At 64.7% G+C, this 17380-nt stretch carries 20 protein-coding genes, 1 tRNA gene and 1 other RNA gene; 8 read left to right on the plus strand and 14 right to left on the minus strand.

The features are described from left to right. Positions 1 to 94 precede the first annotated feature (94 nt). Positions 95 to 1108: a polyprenyl synthetase family protein gene (locus FFS18_RS04560; protein ID WP_137869941.1), complete on the minus strand. Its 1014-nt coding sequence runs from the start codon at positions 1106 to 1108 to the stop codon at positions 95 to 97. A gap of 104 nt (positions 1109 to 1212) precedes the next feature. Between FFS18_RS04560 and FFS18_RS04565 the strand changes: the two genes are divergently transcribed. Together FFS18_RS04565 and FFS18_RS04570 are read left to right on the plus strand one after the other, a co-directional pair. Further along, positions 1213 to 1500: a chorismate mutase gene (locus FFS18_RS04565; protein WP_137869942.1), complete on the plus strand. Its 288-nt coding sequence runs from the start codon at positions 1213 to 1215 to the stop codon at positions 1498 to 1500. Then, complete coding sequence (locus tag FFS18_RS04570) at positions 1497 to 2192, plus strand: glutathione S-transferase N-terminal domain-containing protein (RefSeq protein WP_137870063.1); 696 nt, start codon at positions 1497 to 1499, stop codon at positions 2190 to 2192. The genes FFS18_RS04565 and FFS18_RS04570 overlap by 4 nt, the downstream gene beginning before the upstream one ends. Positions 2193 to 2244: 52 nt before the next feature. Here FFS18_RS04570 and FFS18_RS04575 read toward each other — a convergent pair whose 3' ends face one another. From FFS18_RS04575 to FFS18_RS04630, 12 genes are all read right to left on the minus strand, one after another. Beyond that, positions 2245 to 3126 (minus strand): OmpA family protein, encoded by an 882-nt coding sequence (locus tag FFS18_RS04575; protein WP_137869943.1) that lies wholly within the window; start codon positions 3124 to 3126, stop codon positions 2245 to 2247. Positions 3127 to 3287: 161 nt separating this feature from the next. Beyond that, positions 3288 to 4592 (minus strand): sensor histidine kinase, encoded by a 1305-nt coding sequence (locus tag FFS18_RS04580; RefSeq protein WP_137870064.1) that lies wholly within the window; start codon positions 4590 to 4592, stop codon positions 3288 to 3290. A gap of 113 nt (positions 4593 to 4705) precedes the next feature. Then, complete coding sequence (locus tag FFS18_RS04585) at positions 4706 to 5371, minus strand: response regulator transcription factor (protein ID WP_120215989.1); 666 nt, start codon at positions 5369 to 5371, stop codon at positions 4706 to 4708. Positions 5372 to 5486: 115 nt separating this feature from the next. Then, positions 5487 to 5795, minus strand: coding sequence for a hypothetical protein (locus FFS18_RS04590; protein WP_120215988.1), 309 nt, complete (start codon positions 5793 to 5795; stop codon positions 5487 to 5489). A gap of 88 nt (positions 5796 to 5883) precedes the next feature. Beyond that, positions 5884 to 5958 (minus strand) — tRNA-Val (locus tag FFS18_RS04595). A 160-nt stretch (positions 5959 to 6118) separates the two neighbouring features. Beyond that, positions 6119 to 6391 carry an HU family DNA-binding protein gene (locus FFS18_RS04600; RefSeq protein ID WP_088441614.1) on the minus strand — a complete coding sequence of 91 codons (273 nt, stop codon included), beginning with the start codon at positions 6389 to 6391 and terminating at the stop codon, positions 6119 to 6121. Between the two features lie 167 nt (positions 6392 to 6558). Then, a complete protein-coding gene (gene lon, locus FFS18_RS04605; RefSeq protein WP_137869944.1) occupies positions 6559 to 8955 on the minus strand; it encodes an endopeptidase La in 2397 nt (798 codons plus the stop codon). 123 nt (positions 8956 to 9078) lie between these two features. Beyond that, a complete protein-coding gene (locus FFS18_RS04610; RefSeq protein WP_088441612.1) occupies positions 9079 to 9414 on the minus strand; it encodes a YbaB/EbfC family nucleoid-associated protein in 336 nt (111 codons plus the stop codon). After that, on the minus strand, positions 9411 to 11117 hold the full coding sequence (locus FFS18_RS04615) for a DNA polymerase III subunit gamma/tau (RefSeq protein WP_137869945.1): 1707 nt from the start codon (positions 11115 to 11117) through the stop codon (positions 9411 to 9413). The genes FFS18_RS04610 and FFS18_RS04615 overlap by 4 nt, the downstream gene beginning before the upstream one ends. Positions 11118 to 11161: 44 nt before the next feature. Beyond that, positions 11162 to 11259, minus strand: an RNA gene (ffs, locus tag FFS18_RS04620) — signal recognition particle sRNA small type. A gap of 138 nt (positions 11260 to 11397) precedes the next feature. Further along, positions 11398 to 11736 carry a 2Fe-2S iron-sulfur cluster-binding protein gene (locus FFS18_RS04625; protein ID WP_137869946.1) on the minus strand — a complete coding sequence of 113 codons (339 nt, stop codon included), beginning with the start codon at positions 11734 to 11736 and terminating at the stop codon, positions 11398 to 11400. After that, positions 11733 to 12836, minus strand: coding sequence for a cysteine desulfurase family protein (locus FFS18_RS04630; protein WP_137869947.1), 1104 nt, complete (start codon positions 12834 to 12836; stop codon positions 11733 to 11735). Before FFS18_RS04630 ends, FFS18_RS04625 begins: the two co-directional genes overlap by 4 nt. A 251-nt stretch (positions 12837 to 13087) precedes the next feature. Here FFS18_RS04630 and FFS18_RS04635 point away from each other — a divergent pair, with 251 nt between their 5' ends. Then, on the plus strand, positions 13088 to 13744 hold the full coding sequence (locus tag FFS18_RS04635) for an alpha/beta hydrolase (RefSeq protein ID WP_088441609.1): 657 nt from the start codon (positions 13088 to 13090) through the stop codon (positions 13742 to 13744). Positions 13745 to 13887: 143 nt separating this feature from the next. On the opposite strand, the gene FFS18_RS17390 is transcribed toward FFS18_RS04635, so the two are convergent. Continuing rightward, on the minus strand, positions 13888 to 14052 hold the full coding sequence (locus FFS18_RS17390; protein ID WP_171005227.1) for a hypothetical protein: 165 nt from the start codon (positions 14050 to 14052) through the stop codon (positions 13888 to 13890). 113 nt (positions 14053 to 14165) lie between these two features. On the opposite strand from FFS18_RS17390, the gene rpiB reads away from it, so the two are divergent. From rpiB to FFS18_RS04660, 5 genes are read left to right on the plus strand one after another with little or no spacing between them, the layout of a single operon-like run. Beyond that, entirely contained in the window at positions 14166 to 14618 is a 453-nt protein-coding gene (gene rpiB / locus FFS18_RS04640; RefSeq protein WP_137869948.1) for a ribose 5-phosphate isomerase B, read from the plus strand. Further along, positions 14615 to 15922, plus strand: a complete 1308-nt coding sequence (gene glyA / locus FFS18_RS04645; protein ID WP_137869949.1) for a serine hydroxymethyltransferase — start codon at positions 14615 to 14617, stop codon at positions 15920 to 15922. The genes rpiB and glyA overlap by 4 nt, the downstream gene beginning before the upstream one ends. A 5-nt stretch (positions 15923 to 15927) precedes the next feature. Beyond that, positions 15928 to 16146 (plus strand): hypothetical protein, encoded by a 219-nt coding sequence (locus tag FFS18_RS04650; RefSeq protein WP_120215981.1) that lies wholly within the window; start codon positions 15928 to 15930, stop codon positions 16144 to 16146. Positions 16147 to 16149: 3 nt separating this feature from the next. Then, positions 16150 to 16614, plus strand: a complete 465-nt coding sequence (nrdR, locus tag FFS18_RS04655; protein ID WP_120215980.1) for a transcriptional regulator NrdR — start codon at positions 16150 to 16152, stop codon at positions 16612 to 16614. A 2-nt stretch (positions 16615 to 16616) separates the two neighbouring features. Next, on the plus strand, positions 16617 to 17366 hold the full coding sequence (locus FFS18_RS04660) for an RNA methyltransferase (protein WP_137870065.1): 750 nt from the start codon (positions 16617 to 16619) through the stop codon (positions 17364 to 17366). The last annotated feature ends 14 nt before the right edge of the window (positions 17367 to 17380 follow it).

A 17380-nucleotide genomic window follows, 5' to 3' on the forward strand; every position in this document is an offset into this window, starting at 1 on the left:
TTGCGCAAGGCCGCTGGACCCCACCCGCTGCGACTAAGCCAGCAAGCTGGCAAGTCTCGCTGCCCTCCCCTGAAGGGGAGGGATTACCAAGAATCTAATAAGCCCGCGCGACCGCAAAGGCGACCGCCTCGGTCAGCGCCGCCTTGGCGTGGCTGGCGCGGAAGCCGCCGATCGCGTCGACCGCGCGCTGGCCATAGTGGCGCGCGCGCGCCAGCGTGTCGTCGATCGTGCCATGCTGGCGCAGCAGGCGGGTGGCGTGGGCGAGATCGTCATCCGACGTCCGGTGACCGGTGATCGCCTGTTTCCAGAATTCGCGTTCGTCGGCGCTGCCGCGCGCATAGGCGAGGATAACGGGCAGCGTGACCTTGCCGTCGCGAAAGTCGTCGCCGACCCCCTTGCCCATCGTTTCGGCGTCCGAAACATAGTCGATCGCGTCGTCAACGAGCTGGAACGCGATGCCGAGGTTGCGGCCATAGGCGTCGAGCGCGGCCTCGGTCGCTTCGTCGCGTTCGGCGACGACCGCGGCGATCTTGCACGCCGCGGCGAACAGTTCGGCGGTCTTGGCGTTGATGATCGCGAGATACTGGTCCTCGCTGGTTTCGATGCGGCGCTGGGCGGAGAGCTGGTTGACCTCGCCCTCGGCAATCACCGCCGACGCGCGGCTCAAAATCTTGAGCACCTTCAGCGATCCGTCCTCGACCATCACCTCAAAGGCGCGGCTGAACAGGAAATCGCCGACCAACACCGATGCGCTGTTGCCCCAGATGATGTTCGCGGTCTTGCGCCCGCGGCGGAGGTCCGATTTGTCGACGACATCGTCGTGGAGGAGCGTCGCGGTGTGGATGAATTCGACCGCGGCGGCCAGCTTGCAATGACGCCGCCCCGGATAATCGAGCAGCTTGCCGCACGCGAGCGTCAGCATCGGCCGCATCCGCTTGCCGCCGCCCGCGATCAGGTGGCCCGCGAGTTCGGGGATCAGCGGCACTTCGGACTGCATGCGGTCGAGAATGACCGAATTCACCTCGTTCATATCGGCGGCGACAAGCGCCATCATCGGATCGAGCGAGGGGGGCCGGTCGCCGTGGAGCTGGTGGATTTCGGCAATCATGATGCGGCGAGCCTTGGCGGCGCGGCCGCGATTTTGCAACGACTTTCGGCTTGCATGACGCCCCTCCCCGGTGCCAAGCGTGCCGGGCATAAGAGGAGCCGCATATGGACGACCAACTGAGCCGCTACCGTCAGAGCATCGACAATATCGACGCGGCGCTGGTCTATATGCTGGCCGAGCGGTTCAAGGTCACCAAGGCGGTCGGCGAGCTGAAAGCACGCGAGGGCATGCCGCCCGCCGATCCAGGCCGCGAGGAGCGGCAGATCGAGCGGCTGCGGTCGCTGGCGCGCGACGCCGACCTCGATCCCGATTTCACCGAAAAATTCCTGCGCTTCATCATCGAAGAAGTGATCCGCCATCACCAGCAGGCAAAGCGCGAGCAGGACGTCTGACGGTGGACCATCCGATCTTTGCCAAATGGCCCGCGCAATATCCGGACCGGCTCCAGCTTTTCTCGGCCCCGACGCCGAACGGGGTCAAGGTCGGCATCATGCTCGAAGAAACCGGCCTCCCTTACGAGCCGCACCGCATCGATATCATGGCGAACGAAAGCCATGACCCGGCCTTTCTGGCGCTCAACCCGAACGGCAAGATTCCGGCGATCTACGACCCCGACGGCCCCGGCGGCAAGCCGCTGGCGCTGTGGGAATCGGGCGCGATCCTGATCTATCTGGCCGACAAGACGGGGCAGTTGATCTCGCCCGATTCCGGGGCGCGATACGAAACGATCCAGTGGGTGATGTGGCAGATGGGCGGGGTCGGGCCGATGTTCGGCCAGCTCGGCTTTTTCCATAAATTCGCGGGGCGCGAATATGAGGACAAGCGCCCGCGCGACCGTTATGCGGCGGAATCGGCGCGATTGCTCGGCGTCCTCGACGCGCGGCTGGCCGATCGGTCGTGGGTGATGGGCGACCATTACAGCATCGCCGACATTTCGCTGCTCGGCTGGGTGCGTAATCTGATCGGCTTTTACGAGGCCGCCGAAATCGTCGGCTTCGACCGTTTTGCGCATGTCCAGCGCTGGCTGGATGCGGGGCTGGCGCGGCCGACGGTGCAGCGCGGGCTGGTGGTCACCGCAGCTTGAGCTTTTCGAAGCACGGCCGGGGACGGGTTCTACCCGCCCCCGGCGCGTTCGCTTACATCCCGTCCAGACCCTTGCTGACGAGAACATTCACCGCGACGCGGCGATTCATCGCCTTGCCTTCGGGGGTGCTGTTGTCCGCCGCGGGATCGGCTTCGGACATGCCGGTCGGGGTCAGCATGCGATAGGGCTTCCAGCCGCACGCCTGTTGCAGGTGATTGACGACGCGGCCCGCGCGCTTTTCGCTCAGCGCCTGGTTCAATTCCTCGCTGCCGGTGGAATCGGTGTAACCGACGACGAGCAGCAGTGCATTGTCCATCGCTTCGGCCTGGGTGGCGGTCGAGCAGAGGTCGGCCTTGGCCTGCGGCGACAGGATCGCCTTGCCGGTGTCGAAATTCACGTTGATCGTGCTTTTGACATTATATTGATCGATGTCGCCGACGCGGCTGCGCAGCGCTTCGGTTGCCGCGGTCTGCTCGGCAAAGCGCTGGTCGGTGCCGGTACGGATCATCGACGCGGTACGCAGATCCTTGCTCTTGAGATCGACCTCGCTCGCGACCAGTCCGCCGTCCCATTGCAGCGTATCGACGGTGACCGGCAGGCCGTTGAGCAGCGAGTCCGCCGCCAGCTTGTTGCTGCTCAGCCCCAGGAAGCCGCCCTTGGCCTTGATCTTGGTATAGTCGGCGATCGCGATCGTCGTGTCATTGCCATCGGCGGTGCGGATACGCATCCGGCCATCGCTGCGCGCCGAGATGATGCCTTCGACCTGCGGCCCCTTGGTCATCTGGTCGGGGGTCGGCAGGGTGCCATAAACGGTCGCCATGACGTCGCCGTCGGCGGGCGCTTCTTGGGATTGCGCGGCAAGGCCGACCGGCGTCGCAGCGGCCAGCGCGGTGATGAACAACAAAGTCTTTGGTCTTTTGGAAACGGTAAGCATGACCCTACTCCTTCAGTGAGCCGCCCCCGCGAATTCCCGTCGCCCCTTCTTGCAACTCGGTTCGCCCGGCAAGACGGGACGTTCGATTGCGCAGACAATATGGGCGGATTGTGCGGTGAACCGATGCAAAGCGCCCCGCATCGCGGGAATTTTGGGGGCGTTTAGCCCGCCGGCAGCCGCAGCCGCACCAGCAGCCCGCCCAGATCGTCGCTCTCTTCGAGCGCAATGCTGCCGCCATAGATTTCGGCGACGTCGCGCACGATCGCGAGGCCGAGCCCGGTACCGGGCTTGCCGCTGTCGAGGCGGACGCCGCGATCGAAAATGCGCGTGCGGTCGGCGGGCGAGATGCCCGGGCCGTCGTCCTCGACCAGTATCTCTGCCATCGACCCGTCGCGCCGGATGGTGACGAACACGCTCCCGCCGCCATATTTCGCGGCATTTTCGAGCAGATTGCCGACCAGTTCATCAAGGTCCTGGCGTTCGACGCGCGCCACCAGCTGCTTGTCGCCCGCCGCGTCGAGCCGGACCTTGGGATAGAGCAGCGCCACCGCGCGCGTCACGCTGTCGACGCTTTCGCGGACATTGGCGCGCGCCTGCGCCGCACCCCGCCGCCCGACCGCGCGCGCCCGCGCCAGATGATGTTCGACCTGCCGCTGCATCGTCGCGGCCTCGCGCCGCACCGTGTCGGCGAGCGGCGAGGTCTGGCTGGTCGCGCTGTTGAGCAGGACGGTGAGCGGGGTCTTGAGCGCGTGCGCCAGATTGCCCGCGTGGAGCCGCGCCTCCTCGGCCTGTTTCTCGTTATGCGCGAGCAGCGCGTTGAGTTCGTCGACCATCGGCTGCACTTCCAGCGGCAGCGGCGCATCGACGCGGCGATTCTGCCCGCCGCGCATCGCGGCGATCGCGCGCCGGATATGCCGCAGCGGCCAGAGGCCGTAAAAGGTCTGAAGCGCGGCAAGGATGATGAGCCCTAGCCCGAGCAGCGCCAGGCTGGGGATCAGCGTCTGGCGCACCGCGCCGACCTGGGCGTCCAGCGCCTCGCGCGACTGGGCGATCTGGTATCGCCAGCTGACCTTGCTGCCCGGCAGGATGACATTGCGTTCGAGCACGCGCAGCTCCTCGTCAGGGAACTGGGTGCTGTCATAGGTGTGGATCTGGTCGTCGATATGCGGTGTCGGCGCCTTCAGCGACCGTTCCCACAAGGACCGCGAGCGATAGGGTTCCTGATTGCCGCCGCTGATCTGCCAGTAGAGGCCGCTATACGGTTCCAGGAATCGCTGGTCCCCGAGCGGTTCGACCAGCCGCACCTCGCCATCGGGGCCGATTTCGGACGAACGGATCATCGCGATCAGCACATATTCGAGGCTGGAATCGAAATTGCGCGTGATCGCGCCGGTGAGGACGCGATCGAGCGCGAAACCGCCGCCGATCAGCAGCACCGAAATCCACAGCGCCGCGATAGCGATCATGCGCCGCGCCAGCGATCCGGTGATGCGGCTGGTCAGCGCGACGGGCTTTTCCACCGGTTCGCGGGCCGTGACGCCTGTCGTACTGGAGTCCATATCGGCCATGGCCGAACGGTTCAGCCCTGCGGATCGTCGAGCTGGTAACCCAGACCGCGGATCGTCGTGATGATGTCGGCGCCCAGCTTTTTGCGGATACGCGTGACGAACACTTCAATCGTGTTCGAATCGCGGTCGAAATCCTGATCGTAAATATGCTCGATCAGTTCGGTGCGCGACACCACCTTGCCCTTGTGGTGGAGCAGATAGGACAGCAGCTTATATTCCTGCGCGGTCAGCTTGACCGCTTCGCCCGCTAGCGTGACGCGGCCCGAACGGGTGTCGAGCCGTACGTCGCCCGCGGTGAGTTCGCTCGACGCATTGCCGGCGGCGCGGCGAATGAGCGCGCGCAGGCGGGCGATCAGTTCTTCGGTCTGGAACGGCTTGGCCAGATAATCGTCGGCGCCGGCATCCAGCCCCGCGACCTTGTCCGACCAGCTGTCGCGCGCGGTCAGCACCAGCACCGGAAAATTGCGCTTTTCGCGGCGCCAGCGGTCGAGCACCGTCAGCCCGTCGATTTCGGGCAGGCCCAGATCGAGGATCGCGGCATCGTAATTTTCGGTCGAGCCGAGGAAATGGCCATCCTCGCCATCGGTCGCCAGATCGACGGCATAACCGGTCGCTTCCAGCGTCGCCTTTAACTGCGGGCCGAGGGTGGGTTCGTCTTCGACAATCAAGATCCGCATTCGGACGCCTTTCCTTGGCGGACCGGTGACCCCGGCCGCATGTTTCGACTGTGTATCAAGTCCGAACGATCATCGCAAAATGTCGTTGCGAAGCGCGTCGGCGATTTCGGAAGCTTCAGGGTTTGCGGCCGACGATCCGGCCGGTGCGGGCATCGACATAGACGACGACGACCTGGCTGCCGTCCATGAACTTCAGCGCATAGATCATCCGGCCAGCGTCGAACTGCGGCCCGCCGAGATAGGTCATCTCGCTATAGGGCGCGCGCGAACGGACTTCGGCGATCAGCCGGTTGAGCGGAATGACCTGCCCCTGCGCCGCCGCATCGCGCAGATGGTCCTGATCGCGATTGCCGCGCGCGGCCGCGGGTGCGCCTGCGGACAGCAGCAGGGCCGAGATGAGCGAGAAGATCAGGGTACGGGTCATGGCCGTCTCTCTAATGCAAAGGCATTGAATAGGCGATGAATGGTCCGGTCAGCTGGCGTTTCGCTTGCGCGTCGGGTCGACCGGGCCATGGTGGGCGCGGCAGGGATTGAACCTGCGACCCCACCCGTGTGAAGGGTGTGCTCTACCACTGAGCTACGCGCCCGTCCGGGGATCGACCGAATGTTCGACGCCCGAAAGCCGGACGTCCATAGCCGCTGCGCCGATGATTGCAACGGCGATTTCGCCGAAACGGCCGTCCCGATGCAAATCAGGCCGCAGCTTGCGCCGCGGCCTGAAATATTCTCACCGAAAGGGCTGGCCAATCAGTTGACCGCGTCCTTGAGCGCCTTGCCGGCCTTGAACTTGGGCTGGTTCGATGCCGCAATGGTCATCGTTTCGCCGGTGCGCGGATTGCGACCGGTCGATGCCTTGCGCTTGCTGACTGCGAACGTGCCGAAACCAACGAGACGAACTTCGCCACCCTTTTTCAGCGAACCCGTGATCGCTTCGAAAACGGCTTCGACCGCCTTGCTCGCGTCACCCTTGGTCAGGCCGCTCGAGTCAGCGACGGCGGCGATCAGGTCTTGTTTGTTCATGCCTAAGGAACCCCTGCTTATGGTTGATTGAATGAGTCATGGTCATGCCATGGGGCGCCACTAACGCCGTTTCGCCCTGCCTTGTCAAAGCAAAAAAGGGCGAAAACGGCGGCTAAACGACGATTTTGCGACGAAAAGCAGGGCTGCGAGACGTCGATCCACCGCCGTCAGTGGCGAATCGTCGTCTCGGGGTCCGTTCCCGGCGCCAGCGGCGGCGAAGCGGCGAGTTCGTCGGCCTCGGTCCATTCGATCGGTACGACCGGGCTGACCAGCGCTTCCGCCAGCACCTGATCGACGTGGCTGACCGGAATAATCTTCAACCCGCTGGTGATATTCGCCGGGATTTCGACCAGATCCTTTTCATTTTCTTCGGGGATCAACACGGTCTTGATCCCGCCGCGGAGCGCCGCGAGCAGCTTTTCCTTGAGGCCGCCGATCGCCAGCACGCGGCCACGCAGCGTGACTTCGCCGGTCATCGCGACATCGCGGCGCACCGCAATCCCGGTCAGCGTCGAAATCATCGCGGTGACCATGCCGACGCCCGCCGACGGCCCATCCTTGGGCACCGCGCCTTCGGGCAAGTGGATATGGATGTCCTTGCGCGCGAACAGGCTCGGCTTGATCCCGTAACTCGGCGCGCGCGCCTTGACGAACGACAGCGCCGCCTGGACGGATTCGGTCATCACTTCGCCGAGCTTGCCGGTGGTCCGCACCTGGCCCTTGCCCGACGCGGTCACCGCCTCGATCGTCAGCAATTCGCCGCCGACCTCGGTCCAGGCCAGGCCGGTGACGGCACCGATCTGATCCTCCAGATCGCCCATGCCGTGGCGATATTTGCGCACGCCCGAGAAGTCCGACAGATTGTCAGGCGTAATCGTGACGCTTTCCACCTTGCCTTCGAGAATGCGGCGGAGCGCCTTGCGCGCAAGCTTGGCGATCTCGCGCTCCAAGGTGCGAACCCCCGCTTCGCGCGTGTAATAGCGGATCAGGTCGCGCAGACCTTCCTCGGTCAGCTCGAATTCGCCGTTCTTCAGCCCGTGCGCCTCGATCTGCTTGGCGATCAGGTGACGCTTGGCGATCTCGACCTTCTCGTCCTCGGTATAGCCTTCGAGCCGGATGATTTCCATGCGGTCGAGGAGCGGCTGCGGCAGGTTCAGCGAGTTTGCGGTGGTCACGAACATCACGTCGCTGAGATCGACGTCGATTTCCAGATAATGGTCCTGGAACTTCGTATTCTGTTCGGGGTCGAGCACCTCAAGCAGCGCCGACGCGGGGTCGCCTCGGAAATCCTGGCCCAGCTTGTCGATCTCGTCGAGCAGGAACAGCGGGTTCATCGTCCCCGCCTTTTTCAGGTTGGTGACGATCTTGCCCGGCAGCGAGCCGATATAGGTGCGGCGGTGGCCGCGAATTTCAGCCTCGTCGCGCACGCCGCCCAGCGACTGGCGGATGAATTCGCGACCGGTCGCTTTGGCGATCGACTTGCCGAGACTGGTCTTGCCGACGCCCGGCGGGCCGACGAGGCACAGGATCGGCCCTTTCAGCTTGTTGGTACGCGCCTGCACCGCCAGATATTCGACGATGCGGTCCTTGACCTTTTCGAGCGCATAATGGTCATCGTCGAGCACAGCCTGCGCCGCGGCGATATCTTTCTTCAGCTTCGACTTCTTGCCCCACGGCAGGCCGATCAGCGTGTCGAGATAGTTGCGGACAACCGTCGCCTCGGCCGACATCGGCGCCATGGCGCGCAGCTTTTTCAGCTCGGCATTCGCCTTGGCCTTGGCTTCCTTCGACATTTTCATGCCGTCGATTTTCTGCTGCAACTCGGCCAGATCGTCGCCGCCTTCGCCATTGTCGTTGCCCAGCTCGCGCTGGATCGCCTTCAGCTGCTCGTTCAAATAATATTCGCGCTGGCTCTTTTCCATCTGGCGCTTGACGCGGCCACGGATCTTCTTTTCGACCTGCAGTACGCCCAGCTCGCCTTCCATGAACGCGAACACCATTTCGAGCCGCTTCGACGGCGTGTCTTCGACGAGCAGCGCCTGCTTGTCGGACACCTTGATGTTGAGATTGCCCGCCACCGAATCAGCGAGGCGCGACGCGTCGTCGATCTGCGACAGCTGCACCGCGGTTTCGGCGGGCATCTTCTTGTTGAGCTTGGCGTAATTTTCAAACTGATCGACCACCGAACGCATCAACGCGGCGGTATCGACGCTGTCGTCCACGGTGTCGTCGATCGGCTTGACGCTCGCCATCACCGTCTTGTCGTCATTGGTCAACGCAACGAGCTTGGCGCGTTCCTTGCCCTCGACCAGCACGCGAACGGTGCCGTCGGGCAGCTTCAAAAGCTGGAGCACGGTGGCGATCACGCCGACATCGTACAGGTCTTCGCGCTGCGGATCGTCCTCGCCCGGATCGAGCTGGGCGACGAGGAAGATTTCCTTGTCGGATTCCATCGCGGTCTCGAGCGCGGCGACCGAGCGGTCGCGGCCGACGAACAGCGGCACGATCATGTGCGGGAAAACGACGATGTCGCGCAGCGGCAACAGGGGAAAAGATTGCGTCATTACGGCTCCTGGACAGGCGCCACGACCGGACGCTCCGCCCTTCTTATAGGGTGTTCATCGCTAATATGGCGTAACTTCGCACGCATTCAATGCCGCTGCGGTGAACAGCGAGGGCAAAGCCGCTCAGAACGGCAGCTTGAAGCCCGGGGGCAGCGGCAGGCCGCTCGTCATCTTGCCCATTTCTTCGTTGCTGACCCGGTCGGCCTTTTCGCGCGCGTCGTTGAACGCGGCGGCGAGCAGGTCTTCGAGCATCTGTTTGTCCGAAGGAACGATCAGGCTGTCGTCGATATTGATCGACTTGATCCGGCCCTTGGCGCTGGCGAGAATCCGCACCAGCCCGCCGCCCGACACGCCCTCGACCTCGACGCTGTCGAGCTTCGCCTGCGCCTCCTGCATCTGCGCCTGCACGGTGGCGGCGGCTTCCTGCGCCGCCTTCATCATTTCTTCGATCGATTTCATGGGTTCGACTTATGGCGATTGTCGGCGGGGTCTTCAAGGCTGGCGTCGGGAAAAGCGGCCAGCGCGGCCTTGACCACCGGCAATTCGCGGATCCGCGCGTCATTGTCCGCAGCGGTCGCGGCGCGCACTTGACCCAGGCTGGGCCGCGCATCGCCCTCGCCCACGCGCACGTTCCAGCGGCTGCCCGTCGCGGCAAACAGCGCGTCGCCCAGATCGCGCGCGAAAGCTGCGGACAGCGCCGGGACGGCGGCAAAGATCAGCTGACCCGGTTCGAGTTCAATAACCCGCAGATGATCATGGACCTGCACCGCCAGCCGGTGATTGCCGCTGCTTTCGAGTAGCTGGTGAATCTGGGCGATCGTCAGCGAAGTTGCCGGAAGGTCGGCGACTGGTGCCGCCTCCGCGACCTGTACAGCCGCGGGGGTTTCCTGCCCTGCGGCTGCGGGAGGCGCTGTGAGCGGCATCGTCGGCAACCGTCCCGATTCCAGCAATTTCGCCAGCTCGCCGGGATCGGGCATCGATGCGGCATAAATCACCCGCAGCAACAACATTTCCAGATGCTCGAGCGGATTGTTCGCCCGCAGTACCTCGTCATGCCCCTTGAGCAGCAGTTGCCAAAGCCGGTTGAGCGGCGCGAAGCCCAGTTTTTGCGCCCAGTCGCCGATGCGTTCACGGTCGGTTTCGGCCAGCGCCGGGTCGTCGTGGCGCGACACTTTGGCCAATGTCACCGCATGGGTCAGGTCCATCAACCCGCGCACCATCGCGACCGGCTCGATCCCCAGCGCATATTGCGCGCGCGCCAGATCGATCGCACCGCCGCTGTCGCCGTCCAGTATCGATGCCATCAACTGCGCAATCGACGTGCGGTCGGACAGCCCGAGCATCACGCGCACCTGCGCCGCGCCGATCATCCCGCCGCCGTCGAGGTCGGCATGCGCGATCGCCTGATCAAGGATCGACAGACCGTCGCGCACCGAACCTTCGGCGGCGTTGGCGATCAGCCAGATCGCCGGCGCCTCGGCCTCCACGCCTTCCTTTTGCAGGATCGCGCTGAAATGCGCGAACAGCATGTCGGGGGTGATGCGGCGCAGGTCGAAGCGCTGACAGCGCGACAGCACCGTCACCGGCACCTTGTTGACCTCGGTCGTCGCGAACAGGAACTTGACGTGCGGCGGCGGCTCTTCGAGCGTTTTAAGCAGCGCATTGAAGGCGTTGCGCGACAACATGTGCACTTCGTCGATGATGTAGATCTTGTAGCGTGCCGACACCGCGGCATAGCGCACCGCCTCGATAATCTCGCGCACATCGTCGACGCCGGTGTTCGACGCGGCGTCCATCTCGATGACGTCGATATGGCGCCCTTCGGTGATCGCGCGGCACGGTTCGCAGACGCCGCACGGGTCGATCGTCGGCCCGCCCTGCCCGTCGGGACCGATGCAGTTCAATGCCTTGGCGATCAGGCGCGCGGTCGAGGTCTTGCCGACCCCGCGCACGCCCGTCATCAGAAACGCATGCGCGAGCCGGTCACGCGCAATCGCATTGCCCAGCGTGCGCACCATCGCATCCTGCCCGATCAGTTCGGCAAAGGTTTGCGGGCGGTATTTACGGGCGAGGACGCGGTACGGGCCAGATGAGGCCTGCGGCTTCACCTCGGGCAGGTCCATTCCCAGCATCGCGGGTTCGTCGTCGGCGGAATCGCTCATGGCATCGTCTTAGGGACGGCGCGCGATCTTGTCGAAGGGGGAAATTGGGTGGGAGCCGGAACGACCCGCGGCGAATTCGTTGCGGCTGCTTCCTTCCGGACCTGACCGGGTTGGCGAAGACCACGTCCGCCCGACTCCCGCGGCGCATATGGCGGCGGGTGAGCGGAAATGCAAGTTGTGTTGCCCTCAATCGTCATCCCGGCGAAGGGCGGAGTCTCGACCTCGCGTCGTGACGCACCGGCGAGATCCCGGCCTTCGCCGGGATGACGACAAGATGGGTTCAGCGCGGCGCCTGCATGTTGCGGCTTTCGCCCGGGATGTGGACGGTCAGCCCGTCCAATGCCTCGGTCAGCACGATCTGGCACGCGAGGCGGCTCGTCCGGCGCACCCCGGCGGCAAGGTCTAGCATGTCCTCTTCCATTTCGGTCGCGGGTGGCAGGCGCTCGAAATCCTCTTTAGCAACAATGACATGGCAGGTCGAACAGGCCATCTGGCCCTCGCATGTCCCCTCCAGCGGCATCATATGCGCCTGCGCAACGTCGAGCAGGATGGAGCCGGGTTCGACCTCGGCATCGGTGCGGCCCTTGCCATCGGCGTGGATGAAGGTGACGCGCATCAATGGACTCCCTGCAATCGCGCGGCGTCCTTGATCGCGGTCAGCCCGTCGCGCAATTCCTGTTCGCTGGTGTAGCGACCCCAGCCGAGGCGGATCGACGCGCGTGCGTCAGTTTCGCTGACCCCCATCGCGCGAAGCACATGGCTGACCTTGCCCGACCCGCTGCCGCAGGCGCTGCCCAGCGAAAAGCCGATATTACGGGCGTCGGACATCAGGCGGAGGCCGTTCACGCCCTCGCGGCGAATGTTGAGATTGCCGTGGTAGCGCGCATCGACGGCGCCGTTGATCGTCCATTCGGGCAGCATCTCGCGCGCCAGCGACCATAGCCGTTCGATATGCGTGGCATCTTCGTCGAGCCGCTCGGCGGCCAGCGCCGCCGCGGCGCCGAACCCGGCGCACAGCGCGGGCGAAACCGTGCCCGATCGCATCCCCTGTTCCTGCGCGCCGCCGAACATCAGCGGCGGCAGGTCGATGCCATCGCGGATCCACAGCGCGCCAATACCCTTCGGCCCGTGAATTTTGTGCGCCGAGATGGCGATCAGGTCGGCGCCCTCGGGAATCGCGACGCGGCCATAGCCCTGCACCGCGTCGCACAGCAGCAAGCTGTTCTTCGCATGCGCGGCGGCGGCATATTCGGCGACCGGCTGGACCGTGCCAACTTCGTTGTTCACCAGCATCGCCGCGACGATGCCATTTTCGGGGAGCAGCGCCGCGTCAGGCGGCAGAGCGACGCCGTCACTGTCGACAGGCAGAACGGTTGCGTGCAGGCGCTCCAGACATTGCAGCGACGCTGCATGTTCGATGCTCAGCCCCGCCACACCGCCGGGCATGAGTTCGGCGCCGCGCAGCAGCGCCCAGTTGAGCGCCTCGGTCGCGCCTGAGGTGAAAAAGACACGCCCGCCTTTGGGAAGCAGCGCCGCAACCTGATCACGCGCCACTTCTACCGCCGCCGCCGCCGCGCGGCCAGCCTTATGGGTGCTCGACGGGTTGGCGAAGCCCCCAAGGTCATTTGCGCCCTCACCCGGCCCTTCCAGCCAGCGCAGCATCGCCGCGCGCGCCTGGGGGGCGAGCGGCGTCGTGGCTTGATAATCGAGGTAAATCATGCGCGGCATCTGCCTCTAAATCCCGTTCGTGTCGAGCGAAGTCGAGACACGATGGGTCGCGCACGCCTTCGCGTGTCTTGACTTCGCTCGACACGAACGGAAGAACGGCGGTCGTTTGAACGCGTCTTATTGCGAGCGATTCGCAAAAGTTGCAAGTTGCAACGCTGTTTCTATATAGGCGCCATCTTCGCTCCGCCACCCTGCCACTCCGGCGATTCGGCGGTCAGCCGCAAAAGATAAGAGGTGCTCCCATGCCCGACGTGATTTTCCCCGGCCCCGAGGGCCGTATCGAAGGCCGTTTTTCGCCCCCGCCGCGCCCGCGTGCGCCTGTTGCGATGATCCTGCACCCGCACCCGCAGGGCGGCGGTACGATGAACGACCGCATCACGCAGGCGATGTACAAGAGCTTCGTCGCGCGCGGGTTCGCGGTGCTGCGCTTCAACTTCCGCGGCGTCGGTCGCAGCCAGGGCACGTTCGACAACGGCATCGGCGAACTCAGCGATGCGGCGTCGGCGCTCGATTGGGTCCAATCGATCCATCCCGAAGCGCAGACGACGTGGATCGCGGGCTTCAGCTTCGGTGCGTGGATCGGCATGCAATTGCTCATGCGCCGTCCCGAAATCCGCGGCTTCCTGTCGGTCGCACCGCCGGCGAACATGTATGACTTCAGCTTCCTCGCGCCCTGCCCCTCTTCGGGCATCATCGTCGCGGGCGGGCAGGACGAGATCGTGCCGCCGTCCGCGGTGCAGAAGCTGGTCGACAAGTTGCGCACGCAGAAGGGCATCACGATCCATCACGACGAGATCCCGCGTGCGAACCATTTCTTCGAGCATGAGCTCGACCAGCTGATGAAGTCGCTCGATAACTATCTGGATATGCGGCTCGCGCCGGATTCGCCGATTCGGTAACTTTTGTTCCTCCCCACTCGTGGGGAGGTGGCAGCGCGAAGCGCTGACGAAGGGGGTGCGAGGCCTTTAGCGTCGCTCAAGGTCGATAGCCCCCTCCACCACTCGCTCCGCGAGCGGTCCCCCTCCCCGTTCCGGGAAGGATATTATCTCACCGGCACCAGCCACACCGCGACATTGGCGAACATCACCAGCGCCGCGACCAGCATCAGCAGTGCGCGGCGCTTGTCGCCCTGGCGGAAAACATAGGCCGCCCCGCCGGTCAGCGCGACCCCGGTGAGCATCAGCACGGATATGACGGTATCGGACATGGCGGAGCTTTATCGGTCGCGTCACAAATTTGCCACCTCACTTATGGCCAAATCGGACGGCGTCGCCTAAAGGGCCGACATCGATTCCCTTGATCCCAGCGGGAGCCGCGCCGATGCGCATCGCCATTGCCTCTGACCATGCCGCTTACGAGCTGAAAGCGCTGCTCGCCGACTGGCTGCGCACCGAAGGCCATGATGTCGAGGATTTGGGCACAAACGGCCCCGACAGCGTCGATTACCCCGATTTTGGTTACGCGCTGGGCGAGGCGATCGCCGAGGGCCGTGCGGAGCGCGGCGTGGCGCTGTGCGGCTCGGGGATCGGCATTTCGATCTCGGTCAATCGCAATCCCGCGGCCCGCTGCGCCTTGGTGTCCGAACCGCTGTCGGCGAAGCTGTCCCGCGAACATAATGACGCGAATGTCATCGCTATGGGTGCGCGCCTGACCGGCATCGACATGGCCAAGGCGTGCCTCACCGCCTTCCTCACCACCTACTTTGCCGGCGATCGCCATGCGCGCCGCGTCGACAAACTTTCAAACCCGCCGCAACTGGAGACCAGCCGATGACGACCGACACGCTTAACAAGCCCATCAAATCGGCCGGCTATTTCACTGACGGTGTCGGCACCGTCGACCCCGCGGTCGCCGCGGCGATGAAGCATGAGCTCGAACGCGAACAATATCAGATCGAACTGATCGCGAGCGAAAACATCGTTTCGAAAGCGGTGCTCGAGGCGCAGGGATCGGTCTTCACCAACAAATATGCCGAGGGTTATCCCGGCCGTCGCTATTATCAGGGCTGCGCGCCGTCGGACGAGGTCGAAACGCTCGCCATCGACCGCGCCAAGCAGCTGTTCGACTGCGGCTATGTCAATGTCCAGCCGCATTCGGGGGCGCAGGCCAACGGCGCGGTGATGCTGGCGCTGACCAAGCCCGGCGCGACGATCCTCGGCATGAGCCTCGACGCCGGCGGTCACCTGACCCATGGTGCGCCGCCCGCGATGTCGGGCAAATGGTTCAACGCCGTGCAATATGGCGTGCGCGCCGACGACCATCTCGTTGATTTCGATCAGGTCGAAGCGCTGGCGAAAGAACATCGTCCGGCGCTGATCATCGCAGGTGGCTCGGCCTATCCCCGCACTCTCGACTTTGCCCGCTTCCGCAAGATCGCCGATGACGTCGGCGCGTTGCTGATGGTCGATATGGCGCATTTCGCCGGACTCGTAGCGGGCGGCGTTCATCCTTCACCGCTGCCGCACGCGCATGTCGTCACCACGACGACACACAAGACGCTGCGCGGCCCGCGCGGCGGCATGATCCTGACCAATGACGAAGCGATCGCCAAGCGGATCAATTCGGCGGTGTTCCCCGGCCTGCAGGGCGGCCCGTTGATGCACGTCATCGCTGCCAAGGCCGTGGCCTTCGGCGAAGCGCTGCGCCCCGAGTTCAAGGATTATGCGAAGGCCACCGTCGCCAATGCGCAGGCGCTCGCCGGTCGACTCAAGGCCCGCGGCGCCGATGTCGTGGCGGGCGGCACCGACACGCATCTCGCGCTGATCGACCTGCGTCCGCTCGGCGTCACCGGCCGCGACGCCGACGAGGCGCTCGAACGCAGCGCGATCACCTGCAACAAGAACGGCATTCCCTTTGACCCGCTGCCGCCGATCAAGACCAGCGGCATCCGCGTCGGGTCGCCCGCGGGCACGACGCGCGGCTTCGGCATCGCCGAGTTCGAGGAAATCGGCGACATGGTCGCCGACGTGCTCGAAGCACTGCGCGACAAGGGCGAGCATGGCGATGCCGATGTCGAAGCCAATGTGCGCGGCCGCGTTCGCGCCCTGTGCGAACGCTTTCCCATCTATCAGGGCTGAAACCGTTGGCGCGCCAACATCCTGAAGAGCCGACACTGGCCGAGCTGACGATCGAAGAGGTCAAGGCGATGGGCAAGCAAGGGCTGGCGCATCCGTCAACCAAGCCAGTCCTCACCGGCGGCGTAATTGGAGCGGTCGCAGGCGCGGTCCTGCCGGTGGTGAGCTGGCCCGTCGGGCTGTTCGCGGGCGCTGCGATCGCGCTTTATTCGCGGGTGAAACGCTAGACCATGCGCTGTCCCTATTGCGGCCATGAAGACAGCCAGGTGAAGGACAGCCGTCCGACCGAGGACGGCGCGGCCATTCGTCGGCGCCGCCAGTGCGAAGATTGCGGCGCGCGCTTTACGACATTCGAGCGCATCCAGCTGCGCGAAGTATCGGTGCTCAAGGCCGGCGGCGGGCGCGAACCCTTCGACCGCGAGAAACTGATGCGCAGCATCCAGATCGCGTGCCGCAAGCGCCCGATCGACGGCGCGCGCATCGAACGGCTAGTGTCGGGTATCCAGCGCCAGCTCGAAACATCGGGTGAGAATGAAGTGCAGGCCGCGCAAATCGGCGCGATGGTGATGGAAGCGCTGAAAGGTTTCGACAGCGTCGCCTATATCCGCTTCGCCAGCGTCTATCGCGAGTTCACCGAGGCCAAGGATTTCGAGGAATTCGCCTCGTCGGTGACCGAGGCGGCGCATAAAAATTGACCTTGGCCGTAGCCCCACCGCCCGTCATCATCCTCGTCCGTCCGCAGCTTGGCGAAAATATCGGCAAGGCGGCGCGGGCGATGCTCAATTTCGGGCTGACCGAATTGCGACTCGTCGCCCCGCGCGATGGCTGGCCTAATCCCGATGCGGGACCGGCGGCCGCGGGCGCCGACATTGTGCTGGCCGAGGCGCGGGTGTTTGATAGCCTGGCCGACGCCGTCGCCGATTGCACCACCATCTATGCCACGACTGTGCGGAAGCGGGGGGTGATGAAGCCGGTGCTGACCCCGGAAGCCGCGGCGCGCGCCGTGCATGCCGAGGCCGGACGTTCAGCCTATGTTTTCGGCGCCGAGCGTTCGGGCCTCGAAACCGACGATGTTGCCCTCGCCCACGCGATCGTGACCGTTCCGATCAACCCCGACTTCGCATCGCTGAACCTGGCGCAGGCGGTGATCCTGCTCGCCTATGAATGGTCGAAGCATGCGCCGAGCGAAGCCGAAGGCGGCGTCGCGCTCGCCAGCCCGCCGACCGTGGCGCTCGATCCCGTCGCGCCGCATGGCGAGCTGGAGGAATTGATCCAGCACCTGATCCGCGACCTCGACGCCAGCGGCTATTTCAATCCGCCCGAACGAACCGAGGCGACGCTGCGCACATTGCGTACCGCGCTGACCAAGACCGGCTGGTCGCACAATGATATCAGGATGATGCACGGGGTCATAACCAGTCTTGGCAGGACGCCCCGCGCGCGATAACAGACGCCTCCCCT

The organism is Sphingopyxis sp. 2PD (assembly GCF_005503695.1).
GTDB lineage: Bacteria > Pseudomonadota > Alphaproteobacteria > Sphingomonadales > Sphingomonadaceae > Sphingopyxis.